The sequence below is a fragment of the Pseudomonas allokribbensis genome, assembly GCF_014863605.1.
Taxonomy (GTDB): Bacteria; Pseudomonadota; Gammaproteobacteria; order Pseudomonadales; family Pseudomonadaceae; genus Aquipseudomonas; species Aquipseudomonas allokribbensis.
This window is the reverse complement of the sequence record NZ_CP062252.1, coordinates 5,579,139-5,594,508: the sequence shown is the minus strand read 5'-3', so window position 1 is coordinate 5,594,508 and position 15,370 is coordinate 5,579,139. Positions and strand designations below refer to the sequence as shown.

Annotated in this window: 11 protein-coding genes; all 11 read right to left on the bottom strand. The window is 61.3% G+C overall.

Features of this window, described 5'->3' with window-relative positions:
• Positions 1-114 precede the first annotated feature (114 nt).
• On the bottom strand, positions 115-1,131 hold the full coding sequence (locus IF199_RS25650; RefSeq protein ID WP_192559017.1) for a class I SAM-dependent rRNA methyltransferase: 1,017 nt from the start codon (positions 1,129-1,131) through the stop codon (positions 115-117).
• 54 nt (positions 1,132-1,185) lie between these two features.
• Positions 1,186-2,055: an oxygenase MpaB family protein gene (locus tag IF199_RS25645; RefSeq protein ID WP_192559016.1), complete on the bottom strand. Its 870-nt coding sequence runs from the start codon at positions 2,053-2,055 to the stop codon at positions 1,186-1,188.
• A gap of 50 nt (positions 2,056-2,105) precedes the next feature.
• Entirely contained in the window at positions 2,106-4,043 is a 1,938-nt protein-coding gene (acs, locus tag IF199_RS25640; RefSeq protein WP_192559015.1) for an acetate--CoA ligase, read from the bottom strand.
• 114 nt (positions 4,044-4,157) lie between these two features.
• A complete protein-coding gene (gene pgi, locus IF199_RS25635; RefSeq protein WP_192559014.1) occupies positions 4,158-5,822 on the bottom strand; it encodes a glucose-6-phosphate isomerase in 1,665 nt (554 codons plus the stop codon).
• A 358-nt stretch (positions 5,823-6,180) separates the two neighbouring features.
• Positions 6,181-7,041: a pantoate--beta-alanine ligase gene (gene panC / locus IF199_RS25630; protein WP_192559013.1), complete on the bottom strand. Its 861-nt coding sequence runs from the start codon at positions 7,039-7,041 to the stop codon at positions 6,181-6,183.
• The gene (gene panB / locus IF199_RS25625) at positions 7,038-7,838 is read right to left on the bottom strand and encodes a 3-methyl-2-oxobutanoate hydroxymethyltransferase (RefSeq protein ID WP_096820903.1); all 801 of its coding nucleotides are present in this window, start codon (positions 7,836-7,838) and stop codon (positions 7,038-7,040) included. Before panB ends, panC begins: the two co-directional genes overlap by 4 nt.
• A gap of 319 nt (positions 7,839-8,157) precedes the next feature.
• Positions 8,158-8,643 (bottom strand): 2-amino-4-hydroxy-6-hydroxymethyldihydropteridine diphosphokinase, encoded by a 486-nt coding sequence (folK, locus tag IF199_RS25620; RefSeq protein ID WP_192559012.1) that lies wholly within the window; start codon positions 8,641-8,643, stop codon positions 8,158-8,160.
• Between the two features lie 3 nt (positions 8,644-8,646).
• Positions 8,647-10,047 carry a polynucleotide adenylyltransferase PcnB gene (locus tag IF199_RS25615; RefSeq protein WP_192559011.1) on the bottom strand — a complete coding sequence of 467 codons (1,401 nt, stop codon included), beginning with the start codon at positions 10,045-10,047 and terminating at the stop codon, positions 8,647-8,649.
• A gap of 734 nt (positions 10,048-10,781) precedes the next feature.
• Positions 10,782-12,218 (bottom strand): sigma-54-dependent transcriptional regulator, encoded by a 1,437-nt coding sequence (locus IF199_RS25610; protein WP_192559010.1) that lies wholly within the window; start codon positions 12,216-12,218, stop codon positions 10,782-10,784.
• A 22-nt stretch (positions 12,219-12,240) separates the two neighbouring features.
• Positions 12,241-15,195, bottom strand: coding sequence for a sensor histidine kinase (locus IF199_RS25605; protein WP_192559009.1), 2,955 nt, complete (start codon positions 15,193-15,195; stop codon positions 12,241-12,243).
• The gene (locus tag IF199_RS25600; protein WP_003176118.1) at positions 15,179-15,355 is read right to left on the bottom strand and encodes a hypothetical protein; all 177 of its coding nucleotides are present in this window, start codon (positions 15,353-15,355) and stop codon (positions 15,179-15,181) included. Before IF199_RS25600 ends, IF199_RS25605 begins: the two co-directional genes overlap by 17 nt.
• Positions 15,356-15,370: the final 15 nt, after the last annotated feature.

Here is a 15,370-nt window from a genome sequence, read left to right as displayed (position 1 = left end):
ATCGGAGTGCCTTGGAGTATGGCACGCGATTCCGGTTCCGAAGTAATAGCCTGTGATCAGGATTGTTCAGATTTTTCTGTGGGAAATTTCCTGCGCGACTTTAGAGCCAGAAAATCAGAGCTGAAGAATCAGGGTCTTCAGCGGCGGTTGTTGATCCTGCGAAGGGAAGTCGGCACCCGGCGTCATCACACTCCATTCGCGTACCGGGCGCCCGGCTTTCTCGGCGCAGCGCAGCACCTGTTCGCGCCAGTCGTCCATGCTGACCTTCGCCAGGTTGTTGCAGCAGATCAGCACGCCATTGTCGGCAGTGGTCAGCAGGGCTGGCTTGAGCAGGCTTTGATAATCACGCAGCAGATCGACCGTGCCGAACGCACTTTTGGCCCACGCGGGAGGGTCGAGCAGCACCAGATCGTATTGACGCTGTTCGAGGCGCTGATAGCTCGGCAGTTTCTGCCCGCGACGCTGACTGATCGGCAGACCGGCCAACTGGCGAATCGCCGGGAAGTAGTCGGACTGGATGAATTCCATGGTCGGCAGTTGCGGATTGAGCAAGCCGTTCTCGCGCCCGACCGCCAGATTGCCCTCGGCGAAGTCCAGGTTGCATACCTCGCGGGCACCGCCGGCGGCCGCACTGAGACCGACGCCGCAGGTGTAGGCGAACAGGTTGAGCACGCTTTTGCCCTTGGCGTGATCCTTGACCCAGCCGCGGGTGTTGCGCAGGTCGAGGAACAGCAGAGGATCCTGACCGGCGTGGCGCCCGCGCACACGGTAGTTCAGGCCCCATTCGTGGCCGACCAGATCAACCAGCGCAGCATCGTCGGCGCGGTACACACTGTCTTCACGATCGATGCGCGAGTTGCCACGGGAGCGGTCGTTGTAAACCAGCAAGGTTTGCAATCCCAACGTTTCATTCACCGTGGCGTGCAGTTGCAGCAGGTCGGCGAGTTCCAGCGTCTGGTGGAAGCTCTGCACCATCAGTTGCGGGCCGTAGCGGTCGATAGTCAGGCCGCCGGCGCCTTCCTGGCTGCCGTGGAACAGGCGATAGCAGTCGGTGCCCTGGCGGTGCAGCTCGGCGAGCAGATCCTGGCGTTGATCGAGGGCGGCGCGCAGCGCCTGATTCAGGGAAGACATGCTTGCGCCTTGCTGGAGGGAATCGGGGCGCGGGAGTTTAGCAGTTACTGAGCTTCAGCTCAGCCCCATCCGCCGCTGGGCCCGCTGAACCGATCCATTGCGCATCGCCCAGCGCAGCATTGGCGCGCTGCGTTTGACGCTGGCGCGGATCAACTGGCGTTGCAGCGGGTTCTGGCGGGCATCCAGCATGTCGCTGGCCCAGTCCGGCAGCAGGTCGATGCCGGCCTTCATCATCAGGTCGCCAAACGGCCGCGCCAGAATGCTGGGCGCAGGGGCATCGAGCAACAGGCGCAGGACTTCGCGGCTGCGTTCGTCACACAGCAACTGCGGGCGCATCCGTTGCAGGTAATCGGCCACGGCCTGGCGTGATTTCGGTACATCCCGGGCACCCAGTCGTTCAGCGACCACGGCGATTTCCGCGTAGTAACGATCCTGATCGGCCGGCGACAACTGCGGGTTGCGGTAACGCAAATGGGCGGCGAGAAAATTGCTGACTTCGGCCACGTGCACCCAGGTCAGCAGATCCGGATCGCTGGCCGCATAGGGCCGGCCATCCGGCGCGGTGCCGACGACTTGCAGGTGAATGGTGCGGACTTTTTCGATCAGCCATTCGGCGTCCCGTTTCGAGCCGAACGTAGTGCCGGAGACAAACTGGCTGGTACGGCGCAAGCGGCCGAGCATGTCCTGGCGAAAGTTCGAGTGATCCCAGACGCCGGCCAGTGCCAGTGGGTGCAGGGCTTGCAGCAACAAGGCACTGATGCCGCCGATCAACATGCTGCTGAAGTCGCCGTGCACTTGCCAACTGATCGAGTCCGGGCCGAACAGGCCGGGATCGCCCTTGGGGTTTTCCAGATCGAGCTGGCCGAGGGACAGACCGGTCAGGCTCATGAGTTGGTTTTCGATACGGCTGCGGATGAATTCCATGGCAACTCAGTGATGAAGGGCGGCGCGGCCGGTTGACCGCGCCCGTGATTCTACTGGTTAAGGCGCTTGTCGATCAGCCCCTGCACCACGCTCGGGTCAGCCAGGGTCGAGGTGTCGCCGAGGCTGTCGAGTTCGTTGCAGGCAATCTTGCGCAGGATCCGCCGCATGATCTTGCCCGAACGGGTTTTCGGCAGGGCCGGGGCCCACTGGATCAGGTCCGGCTTGGCAAAACTGCCGATCTCCTTGCTGACGTGGGCCAGCAGTTCCTTTTTCAGTTCGTCGTTGGGTTCGGCGCCGTTCATGGGCGTGACGAAGGCATAGATGCCCTGGCCTTTGACGTCATGGGGATAACCGACCACGGCGGCCTCGGCGATGCTGTCGTGCAGCACCAGGGCGCTCTCGACCTCGGCGGTGCCGATGCGGTGGCCGGAGACATTGATCACGTCGTCGATGCGCCCGGTGATCCAGTAGTCGCCGTCCTCGTCGCGGCGGGCGCCGTCGCCGGTGAAGTAGTAGCCGGGGTAGGGCTTGAAGTAGGTGTCGACCATGCGCTGCGGATCACCGTAGACGCTGCGGATCTGCGCCGGCCAGCTCGACTTGATCGCTAGCACGCCGCTGCCGGCGCCTTTGATTTCCTTGCCATGCTCATCGAGCAGCACCGGTTGCACGCCGAACATCGGTTGGGTGGCGCAGCCCGGTTTTATCCGTTGGGCGCTGACCAGCGGGCTGAGCATGATGCCGCCGGTTTCGGTCTGCCACCAGGTATCGACAATCGGACAACGCTGTTCGCCTACGACGTTGAAATACCATTCCCACGCTTCCGGGTTGATCGGCTCACCGACGCTGCCGAGCAATCTGAGGCTCTGTCGCGACGTTTCCTGCAAGGGACCTGCTCCTTCGCGCATCAGTGCGCGCAGGGCAGTGGGGGCGGTGTAGAAGATGTTGACCTTGTGTTTGTCGATCACCTGCCAGAACCGCGAAGTGCTTGGGTAGCTTGGTACGCCTTCGAAGATCAGCGTAGTCGCGCCGTTGGCCAGCGGGCCATAGACGATGTAACTGTGGCCGGTGACCCAGCCGACGTCGGCGGTGCACCAGAACACTTCGCCTTCGCGGTAGTCGAGGACGTACTTGAAGGTCATCGCCGCTTGCAGCAGGTAACCGCCGGTGGTGTGCAGCACGCCCTTGGGTTTGCCGGTGCTGCCGGAGGTGTAGAGGATGAACAGCGGATCTTCGGCGTCCATCGGTTCCGGAGGGCAATCGTCGCTGACGTCCCGTACGGCCTGGTGATACCAGAGGTCGCGGCCTTCGACCCAGTCGATCTTGTTCTGGGTGCGCTCGACTACTACGACGGTGCTGACGTCCGGGCAACTCTGCAGGGCCTTGTCGACATTCTGTTTCAGCGGCACGAACTTGCCACCGCGCACGCCCTCGTCGGCGGTGATCACGGTGCGGCAGTCGGCGTCGAGAATGCGGTCGCGCAACGAGTCCGGGGAGAAACCGCCAAACACCACCGAGTGAATCGCGCCGATCCGAGTGCAGGCGAGCATGGCGTAGGCCGCTTCGGGGATCATCGGCATGTAGATGCACACTCGATCGCCTTTCTTCACGCCACGGCTTTTCAGCACGTTGGCCAGGCGGCAGACGTAGTGATGGAGTTTGTTGTAGGTGATTTGCGTCGATTCGGCAGGGTCGTCGCCTTCCCAGAGAATGGCGATCTGATCGCCGCGCTTTTCCAGGTGGCGGTCGATGCAGTTGTAGCTGACGTTGAGTTTCGCCCCGGCAAACCAGGAAGCCTCGCCGGTCTTCAGGTCATAGCGCTGGACGGTCTGCCACGGTGTGCTCCAGTCGAGGAAGCGCGTGGCCTGTTCGGCCCAGAAGGTGCTGGGGTGTTCAATGGATTCGCGGTACAGGCGATGGTAGTCGTCCTGACTCAACTGGGCAGCCCGGCGGACGGCATCGGCTTTGGGGAACGTGCTGATATCGAACATGACGGTTCCTTATTCTTGTTATGCGACAAGGATAAAGATGCGCCGAGAGCGGGGAGGGTTCAAGACCCGTAAACAAACACCCCCTCATGGCGAGGGGGTGTGTTCAGTACAGGATCAGCCGCGGTGACGGCCGCGGAAGTAGTTGATCAGGCCCTGGGTGGAAGCATCTTCGGCGGCGGTTTCTTCGCTGCCGACCAGGCGGTTGTAGACGCCCTTGCCCAGTTCCTTGCCCAGTTCCACGCCCCACTGGTCGAAGGCGTTGATGCCCCAGACCACGCTTTGCACGAAGACTTTGTGTTCGTACATCGCCACCAGTGCGCCGAGACGACGCGGGCTGATGCGCTCGACCACGATGGTGTTGCTCGGACGGTTGCCCGGGATCACCTTGTGCGGTGCCAGTTTGTGCACTTCGGCTTCGCTCATGCCCTTGTCGCGCAGTTCGGCTTCGGCTTCCGGCAGGGTCTTGCCGAGCATCAGTGCCTGACTCTGGGACAGGCAGTTGGCGTACAGCCACTGGTGGTGGTCGGACACCGGGTTGAAGCTGACGATCGGCACGATGAAGTCGGCCGGGATCAGTTGGGTGCCTTGGTGCAGCAACTGGTGGTAAGCATGCTGACCGTTGCAACCTACGCCACCCCAGATCACCGGACCGGTATCGGTCGACACCGGGGTGCCGTCCTGACGCACGCTCTTGCCGTTGGATTCCATGTCCAGCTGTTGCAAGTGCTTGGTGATGTTACGCAGGTAGTGGTCGTACGGCAGGATCGCGTGACTCTGCGCGCCCCAGAAGTTGCCGTACCACACACCGAGCAGGGCCAGCAGCACCGGCATGTTCTGTTCGAACGGCGCGCTCTGGAAATGCTGGTCCATGGTGTAGGCACCGGACAGCAGTTCCTTGAAGTTGGACATGCCGATGGCCAGGGCAATCGGCAGACCGATGGCCGACCACAGCGAATAACGACCGCCGACCCAGTCCCACATCGGGAAGATGTTTTCTTCGCGGATACCGAAGGCCACGGCTGCCGCGTTGTTGCTCGATACGGCGATGAAGTGACGATACAGCTCGGCTTCCGAACCGCCCTGAGCCAGGTACCAGGCGCGCGCGGCCTGGGCGTTTTTCAGGGTTTCGAGGGTGTTGAACGACTTCGAAGAAACGATGAACAGCGTGGTCTCGGCGCGCAGTTTTTGCGTCAGCTCGTGGAATTCGCTGCCGTCGATGTTTGCCAGGTAATGGCAACGCACGCCTTTCTGGGCGTAGGACAGCAGGGCTTCGGAGACCAGTTCAGGGCCGAGGAACGAACCACCGATACCGATGTTCACCACGTCAGTGATCGGCTTCTCGGTGTAACCGCGCCACAGACCGTCGTGGATACGGCCCACGAGATCGGTGATCTGGTTCAGCACCTTGTGTACTTCAGGCATCACGTTGACGCCGTTGACCGACAGCTTGTCGCCCACCGGACGACGCAGGGCGGTGTGCAGCGCCGGGCGGCCTTCGGAGGAGTTGACGATTTCGCCGTCGAACAGCGCCTTGATCGCGCCCTTGAGATCGACTTCATTGGCCAGGCCCACCAGCAGGTTGCGGGTCTCGGCGTTGATCAGATTCTTCGAATAGTCGAGAAACAGTCCGCAGCTGCTGAGGGTGAACTGATTGAAGCGCTGCGGATCGGCGTTGAAGGCTTCGCGCATGCTGAAATCCTGCATGGCTTGGCGGTGGTCTTTCAACGCTTGCCAGGCAGGCAGAGCGGTAACGTCATGAGGAGTGCGGTAGTACGCCATCGCTGCGGTTTTCCTTTTTACTTGAACGGCCTTTTGAACACTGAAAAGACCTCCCCGCCATGTTTGGGCGAGGGGGCAACTGCGTCGACACGATTACACGGGCGCAGGGCGAATACAGTAAACCTAGCGCTGCGATCTGTCTTGGCTTCTTCTGACCTGTTACCTGTACTTTTTTAACATCGATAACAGCAGGCGCCGACAGACGGCGGGTAATACGAGCAAGTCCCTGCTTTTCGCGCGCAGTGGATCGGCGGGCAGTTTGCCCGATGGTCTGGTGGTCAGCAATACGGTTTGGAAGAGGAGGTGACACGAATGTGAGAGCGAGCAGGCTCACCCTCACATTCTGATATTGCGATGCTCAGGCGGGGGTATCGAGATTCAGGTGCAGGTTGTCGATCAACCGGGTGGTGCCGAGGAACGCAGCCACCAGAATCACCAGGTCACGATCTTCCGCCGTCGCCGGACGCAGGGTCAGGGCGTGGCGGATTTCCAGGTAGTCCGGACGCAGGCCGGCGGCTTCCAGCTGTTGCCGCTGTGCCTGGATCAGGGCCGGGAAGTCGCGCTCGCCCTGCTTGATCGACTCGGCAATGTTGCTCAGGGCGCGATAGACCACGGGCGCCACGGCACGTTGTTCCTCGCTGAGGAAACCGTTGCGCGACGACAGCGCCAAGCCGTCGGCGGCACGCACGGTCGGCTCGCCAATGATCTGGATCGGCATGTTCAGGTCATGCACCAGCGCACGGATCACCGCCAGTTGCTGGTAGTCCTTCTGACCGAAGATCGCCAGATCCGGCTGAACCATGTTGAACAGTTTGCTGACCACGGTCGCCACGCCTTCGAAGTGCCCCGGCCGGCTGGCACCGCACAGGCCTTCGGACAAGTGCGGCACGCTGACCCGAGTCTGGCCGGCCATGCCGTCGGGGTACATCTCTTCGACGGTCGGGGCGAACAGCAGGGAGCAGCCGGCTTCCAGCAGCTTTTCCTGATCCGCCGCCAGGGTGCGCGGGTATTTGTCGAGGTCTTCGCCGGCGCCGAACTGCAGCGGGTTGACGAAAATGCTCGCGACCACGAAGTCCACTCGCTGCGTGGCCTTGGTGATCAACGCGATGTGGCCGCTGTGCAAGTTGCCCATGGTCGGCACGAAGCCGATGCGCTTGCCTTCGCTGCGGGCGCGCGCCACGGCAGCGCGCAGTTCACGTACGGTTTTAACGGTGTTCATGCAGAGAATCCGTGTTCGATCCCAGGGAAAGTGGCGGCTTTGACTTCGCTGACGTACGCCTTCAATGCGGACTGGATGCTGTCCTGACCCTGCATGAAGTTCTTGACGAATTTCGGTACGCGGCCGCTGATCGACAGGCCGAGCATGTCGTGCAGCACCAGGACCTGACCGTCGGTGTCGGCGCCGGCGCCGATGCCGATCACCGGGATTTTTACTGCGCTGGTGATTTCGGCAGCCAGTTCGCTCGGCACGCATTCCAGCAGCAACATGGCCGCGCCGGCCTGCTCCAGGGAAATCGCGTCGGCGCGCATCTGGCGTGCCTGGTTTTCGTTGCGACCCTGCACTTTATAGCCGCCGAGAATGTTCACGGCTTGCGGGGTCAGGCCCATGTGGGCGCAGACCGGAACGCCGCGTTCGGCCAGCAGGCGGATCGACTCCGCCAGCCACAGCGCGCCTTCGACCTTGACCATGTGTGCGCCGGCCTGCATCAGCATGGCGCTGTTGGTCATGGTTTGTTCAAGGGTGGCGTTGGCCATGAAAGGCAGGTCGGCCAGGATCAGGGCGTCGGTGTTGCCGCGCTTGACGCTGGCGGTGTGGTAGGCCATTTCCGCAATGGTCACCGGCAGGGTGCTGTCGTGACCTTGCAGGACCATGCCGAGGGAGTCGCCCACCAGCAGCACTTCGACACCGGCCTCGTTGCAGGCGTGGGCGAAGGTCGCGTCATAGCAGGTCAGCATGGTGATCTTTTCACCTTTCTGCTTGAGGCTCTGGAGCGTGGTCAGGGTGATGGCTGGCATGTAAGAAATCCTCGTTCAGGCGCTTTGGAAACTACTGCGAGTAACGCGCGTGATTCGTCATCTACTCAGGCGCACGCTCTTTTGTCGTGCTTATAAGGCCTGGATTGCGCCCTTGTATGCCGGGTTGGCGGCAGCGGGACGCCTATAGTCGTGATGAGGCCTCAGGAAGTCAATTGCATGTGTTACCGCATTGTTACGACGGGAGTGTTACCGGCGTTACTGATGCGATTCAGCGGGCCGGCGGGCCTGATCTGCGGAGTTTTTGTCCTACAAGAACGCAAATGCGGGAGCCAGTTTGCTCCCGCATCGGCGGTTTGGGTCAGGCGTGGGAGAGGCGTTCGAGGCCGACGAACGGGCAGGCTGCGAGAAGATCGGCAAGGGTACGGCCATCAGCCAGGTGCAGATCTTCGGGGGCCAGTTCGGCCAAGGGGTACAGGACGAACGCGCGTTCCTGCATGTGGTAATGCGGGACTTTGAGGCGCGGCTCGTCGATCAGTCGGTCACCGAACAACAGGATGTCCAGGTCCAGCGTGCGCGGGCCCCAGCGCTCCAGGCGTTCGCGGCCCTGACCGTTTTCGATGGCTTGCAGGGCATCGAGCAGGTCCAGCGGGGCGAGTGTGCTGTCGAGCGCCGCGACCGCGTTGGTGTAACGCGGTTGGCCCGGCAGCAACGAATCGCTCTGGTAAAAGGCCGAGACGCCGACCAGTGCGCTGTCTGGCAATTGCCCCAGCGCGTCGACCGCGCTGCGCAGTTGTTCGGCGGGGTCAGCCAGATTGCTGCCCATGCCGATGTAGATGCGTTCCATGCCTTATTCGCCCGTGGCGCTCGGTGCGCCTGCGCGCTTGCGCTTGGAACCGCTGCTGCGGCGACGCTTGCGCGGAGCACCGCTGGCGCCGTCTTCCTTGCCGCTGAGGTCGCGGATCATGTCGCGGCGCTCGCTGTCATTGGCGTCCTGATAATCGGTCCACCATTCGCCCAGGCCATCGGTCTGCTCGCCGGCGCTTTCACGCAGCAGCAGGAAGTCGTAGCCGGCGCGGAAGCGCGGATTGTCCAGCAACAGGTCGGCGCGTTTGCCGCTGCGGCGCGGCAGGCGTTCCTGCATGTCCCAGATCTCGCGGATCGGCATGGTGAAGCGTTTTGGAATCGCAATGCGCTGGCACTGTTCGGCGATCAACTCGTGGGCGGCTTCCTGCATCGCCGGAATCGGCGGCATGCCACGCTCTTGCAGACGCAACACGCGGGCCGGCAGGGCAGGCCACAGCAATGCGGCAAACAGGAACGCCGGGGTCACTGGTTTGTTCTGCTTGATCCGCAGATCGGTGTTGGTCAGCGCTTCGCTGATCAGCGTGTGGGTGTATTCCGGGTTGTATTCCAGCGCATCGGCACTGGCCGGGAACAACGGCGCGAACAGTTGCAGATCGACCAGCATTTCGAAGGTGATGGCGCCATGTCCGGAGAGGAACAGCTTGAGCACTTCCTCGAACAGCCGGGCCGACGGAATCTCGCGCAGCATCGGTGCCAGCTCGCGGATCGGCTGGACGGTGTGCTTTTCGATGCCGAAGTTGAGCTTGGCGGCGAAACGCACGGCTCGCAGCATCCGCACCGGGTCTTCCTGGTAACGCTGCTTCGGGTCGCCGATCAGGCGGATCAGATGATTGCGGATGTCGTGCACGCCGTTGGCGTAATCGAGAATGCGCTCGCTGACCGGATCGTAATACAGGGCGTTGATGGTGAAGTCGCGGCGTTGCGCGTCTTCTTCCAGCGTGCCGTAGACGTTGTCGCGCAGAATGCGCCCGCTCTCGTTGCGCGAAGACTGGTTGCTGTCTTCGTCATCTTCGTTTTGCGGGTGATTGGCGCGGAAGGTCGCGACCTCGATGATTTCGCGACCGAAATGGATGTGCACCAGCTTGAAGCGGCGGCCGATGATCCGCGCATTGCGGAATTCGGCGCGGACCTGCTCGGGGGTAGCGCTGGTGGCAACGTCAAAGTCTTTGGGCGTGATGCCCAGCAGCATGTCGCGCACGCAACCGCCGACCAGATAAGCCTGGTAACCGGCGCCTTGCAGACGTTCGACGATATTGACCGCGTAACGGCTGAATTGGCCTTTTTGCAGCGAATGTTGGCCGCTGCTGAGGACTTCAGGCGTGCTACGGATGTGTTGAGTACGACGAACGGGAGTTCGGAATGACTGGAACAACTTCTTCAGCATGGGATGCACTGTTTGAAGGAATGTTCGGCCAGACCAAAGAATGACCGCATGATGGGCCGGGATTCTAGCATTTAGTCGAGTGATGGTGTAGGACGCAGGCATTTTGCGCTGCAAGCCGCAGGCTAAAGGCGTCGAAAAGGATGAGTGAGGGGGATTTTGCTGCGGGGGAGAAACTACAAGGGGAGCCGAAGCTCCCCAAGAAGTAGTTGCGTGCTCTTTTTATTATTGATTCGGGCTTCTTGTTTTTGTTGAGTGCCCTCGCCATGAAGCTTTTCCTTCATGACCCTCCCAATCGGGAGCCAAGAGCAAACGGATTGCTTTGGTCGCTGAATTGCAGTGATCTCTCGATCCAACCAGTACAGGCTCTGTCTTAAGACAGTTTTTGTTGTTCTCGGCCTGGTCGTGGGGCAAGCCCCAAATACAACGCCTCTCCAAAAGAATCAGTTAGCTGCGCCTCTCGCCGTCTTGTTTTTATTGTGCGTGAGTCGATTCGTCTTATTTTTATTGTCTTGTGCATTGCTTGTTATTGTTCTTGTACCAAACATATAGCAGGTGCCGTGCCAACTTTTGCGAACCCCAATAAAACAAGGGGTTAGGTCGATATAACCGTTTTCGCAGGGCGAAAAAAAGCCGGGGTTTCGTTACCGATAACCCCGGCTTCTGTTACGTGAAAAGACTGAGGTAACAGTTTTTTCACATCCTCAACCGTTACCCGCACACTCGACAGGTAACGTTCAGCTCTCGCTGGCGACCCCGGTCTTGCGCCGTGGAATGCCCAGACGCTGACGGCGCTCCCACAGGCATTTGCGGCTGACGCCCAGTTTGCGCGCCAGTTCGGTCTCGGTCATGTGGTCCTGATGCTCGAGCACGAAATGCTGGAAATAGTCTTCCAGCGACAGATCTTCGGTCGGCTCGTGGCTGCTGTTGCTGGCGCTACCGGCCGGTTGCGCCGGCAGACCGATGAACTCATCGTCCTCCAGGTCACCCAGCTCGATGTCGATGCCCAGCAGGTCGGCAGAGATTTCCGGGCTTTCGCTCAGAATCACGGCGCGCTCGACGGCGTTTTCCAGCTCCCGCACGTTGCCCGGCCAGGAATAGTGCCGGATCGCCTGTTCGGCATCGGCGGCAAATTTCAGGTCGGTGCGGTTGATGCGCGCACTTTGGCGAGCGAGGAACGCATTGGCGATTTCGTTGACGTCGGCGCCACGCTCGCGCAGGGCCGGCAGTTTCAACGCGATCACGTGGAGGCGGTAGTACAAGTCCTCACGGAACTGGCCGATTTTCGCCAGGCTCTTGAGGTCGCGGTGGGTTGCGGCGATCAGTCGGACATCGACCTTCTGCGATTGGACCGAGCCAACCCGGCGAATTTCGCCTTCCTGCAATACGCGCAGCAGGCGGGCCTGTGCTTCCAGTGGCAATTCGCCGATCTCGTCGAGGAACAGCGTGCCGCCGTCCGCCGCTTCCACCAGGCCGGCGCGACCGGCGCTGGCACCGGTGAACGCGCCTTTCTCGTGACCGAACAGTTCGGACTCGATCAGGCTTTCCGGAATGGCGGCGCAGTTCACCGAGATCATCGGCGCCTTGGCGCGTTTCGAAAGATTGTGCAGGGCGCGGGCCACCAGTTCTTTACCGGTGCCGGACTCACCCTGGATCAATACATTGGAATCAGTCGGGGCGACTTTACGGATCTTGCCGTAAAGGTCCTGCATCGGAGGGCAGGAGCCGATGATGCCGATCTCGCCGTTGCTGTTGTCGACGGCGGATTTGCCGTTACCGTTGGCAGTTTTGCCGGTAACAACTTCGCCGGCAGCCGGCGCCGACTGGCGATCACGCAGGATCCGCGCGACAGCTTGAAGCATCTCGTCGTGGTCGAAAGGCTTGGCGATGTAGTCCACCGCGCCCATCTTCATCGAGTCGACGGCCGAGCGCAGACTGGCGTAGCTGGTCATGATCAGCACCGGCGTGCCCTGGCCGAGCTTGATCAGCTCGGTGCCCGGAGCACCCGGCAGACGCAGGTCGCTGACGATCAGATCGAAAGTGGGAATACTGAAGCGTTCTTGTGCTTCCTGCACTGAACCGGCTTCGCTGACCTGGTACTGGTTGCGTTCCAGCAGGCGGCGCAAGGCGGAGCGGATAATGGTTTCGTCTTCGACGATCAAAATGTGCGGCATTGATTCGATACTCTCGACGGTCTCAGTTCACAGCGGACGTCGCTTCGACATGACGCGGCAATGTCACCCGGATACGGGTGCCGCGCTGGCTCTGAACATCAGCCGGGCTGTCGATGGTGATTTGTCCATAATGCTCTTCAACGATGGAATAGACCAGTGCAAGGCCCAGACCGGTGCCTTCGCCAGGATCCTTGGTGGTGAAGAAGGGTTCGAACAATCGATCCATGATGCTCGATGGAATACCGCTGCCTTCGTCCTCGACGATCAGATCGACCGTGTGTTCGCCGGCTTCGCTCTTGACCCGCACCGCACTGCCGGCAGGCGAGGCGTCACGGGCGTTGGAGAGCAGATTGATCAGAACCTGGGCGAGCCGCTGCGGGTCGCCTTCGACCCAGTGGTCGGGGTCGCACAGGTTATAGAACTGGACTTCGAAGTTGCGTCGGTTCAGGGCCAGCAGACCGATGGCGTCCTGAGCCACTTCCGCCAGACAGACGGGCTCGTCGCTGTGCTGATGGCTGCCGGCGTGGGCGAAGCTCATCAGCGACTGCACGATGCGCGACACGCGTTTGGTCTGCTCGAGGATCTGGCCGCTGATTTCCGTCAGTTCGCCGTCGTCTTCGCGTTCTTCACGCAGGTTTTGCGCAAGACAGGCGATACCGGTGATCGGGTTGCCGATTTCATGGGCCACGCCGGCCGCGAGTCGGCCAATGCTGGCCAGGCGCTCGGAGTGCACCAGCTTGTCTTCGAGCATCTGGGTTTCGGTCAAGTCTTCCACCAGCAGCACCAGACCACTGTTACCCGGCGCCAGTGGCTCGTCGATCGCCGCTTTGTGCAGGTTCAGCCAGCGGGTCTGGCCATCGAGGGCCAGATGCTGTTTGTGCAAATGTTCGTCGGGCAGGTTGATGAAGCCTTGCAGCAATTCTTTCCACGGATTAGCGATGGTGCTCAGGCGCGATCCGACGACCCGTTGCGCGGCAATCCCGGTCAGCTCTTCCATGGCCTTGTTCCACATCAGGATCTCCTGATCCTTGGCCAGCGAGCAGACGCCCATCGGCAGTTCCTGCAAGGTCTGGCGGTGGTAGCGGCGCAGGGCGTCGAGCTCGGCGGCCAGACCGGTGAGGCGCGAGTGGTAGTCCTCAAGGCGACTTTCAATGAAGTGGATGTCTTCGGTGACGTAGTTTTCGCCGCCGGCCTTGTACGGCAGGAAGGTTTCCACCATGTCCTGGGCGACGCTCGGGCCCATCAGGCCGGAGAGGTTGGCTTCGATCCGGTCACGCAAACGGCGCAAGGCATAAGGGCGGCGCTCGTCGAATGGCAGATAAAGGTCGCGCAGGGCCTGTTCGACCTCTTTCTGCGCAGCCTTGGCACCCAGTGGTTTGGCCAGTTGCGTGGCGAATTCCTGCGGCGAGGCGGCGTGCAGTTCCCGGCGTTGCGGGCGACGCACGTTGTCCACCGCGCAGGCTTCGGCGGCGCTGGCCTCTTCCGGGCTGGCATTGGTGAACAGCGAGATCAGGGTGAACATCAAGACGTTGGCCGCCAGCGAGGCGATGGCCGCCATGTGCCAGCTGGTGTCGTCGAGCACGTAGATCATGTTCAGCAGCGGGATATAGAAACCCTGCAGATTGCCGACCAGCGGCAGCAGCATGGTCACCACCCACACCAGAATCCCCGCCAGCAGACCGGCGATGAAACCGCGGCGGTTAGCGGTCGGCCAGTACAGCACCGACAACACGCCAGGAAGGAATTGCAGGGTCGCCACGAATGCGACGATGCCGAGGTTGGCCAGATCCTGTTCGGCACCGAGCATCAAGTAGAAGCAGAAGCCGGCCATGATGATCGCGACGATCAGTGCCCGGCGGGTCCATTTCAACCAGCGGTAGATGTTGCCTTCGGCCGGTGGCTGATAAAGCGGCAGCACCAGATGGTTCAGGGCCATGCCCGACAGCGCCAGCGTGGTGACGATGATCAGGCCGCTGGCCGCCGACAGACCGCCGACGTACGCCAGCAGCGCCAGCGCCTTGCTGTTGGCAGCAATGCCGATGCCGAGGGTGAAGTATTCCGGATTGGTGGTGGCGCCGAGTTTCAGGCCGGCCCAGAGAATCAGCGGCACGGCCAGACTCATCAGCAGCAGGAACAGCGGCAGGCCCCAGCTCGCACTCACCAGCGAACGCGGGTTGAGGTTCTCGGTAAAGGTCATGTGATACATGTGCGGCATCACGATCGCCGAGGCGAAAAACACCAGCAGCAACGTGCGCCACGGGCCTTCCTGCAATGGCGTGTGCAGGGCGGCGAGGGCGGTCTGGTTCTGCAGCAGCCACAGTTCAAGTTGTTGCGGGCCGTCGAACACACCGTACAAGGCGTAGAGGCCGACGCCGCCGAGAGCGGCCAGTTTGATCACCGATTCGAAGGCAATCGCAAACACCAGCCCTTCGTGCTTTTCACGGGTGGCGATATGGCGCGAGCCAAAGAAGATCGTGAACAGAATGATCAGCGCGCAGAACGCCAGGGCCACGCGACTCTGCACCGGTTCACCGGTAAGAATGCCGATGGAATCGGCCACGGCCTGGATCTGCAACGCCAGCAACGGCAATACGCCAATCAGCATGAAAATCGTGGTCAGCGCACCGGCCCAGGTGCTGCGGAAGCGGAAGGCGAACAAGTCCGCCAGCGACGACAGTTGATAGGTGCGAGTGATCTTCAGGATCGGATACAGCAGCACTGGCGCCAGCAAGAACGCGCCGGACACCCCGAGATAACTGGACAGAAAGCCGTAGCCGTACTGATAAGCCAGACCGACCGTACCGTAGAACGCCCACGCACTGGCGTAGACCCCCAGCGACAGGGTGTAGGTCAGCGGATGGCGAATGATCGCCCGCGGGATCATGCCCCGTTCACTGATCCAGGCCACCCCGAACAGCGCGGCCAGGTAGGCGGCGCTGATCAGCAGCATCTGGGTCAGGCTAAAGCTCATCGGCATCTTTTTGGCTCTGAAGGATGAAGGTCACGACGATCAGGATCAGCCAGAGCAGATAAGGGCGATACCAGGCGCCCGTGGCGTCGATCCACCAATCCATGATGGCGGGAGAAAACAGGTAGATCCCCACGACCAGAAGCAGGACCAAGCGATAGATGTACATCCCGGCCTCTCTTTT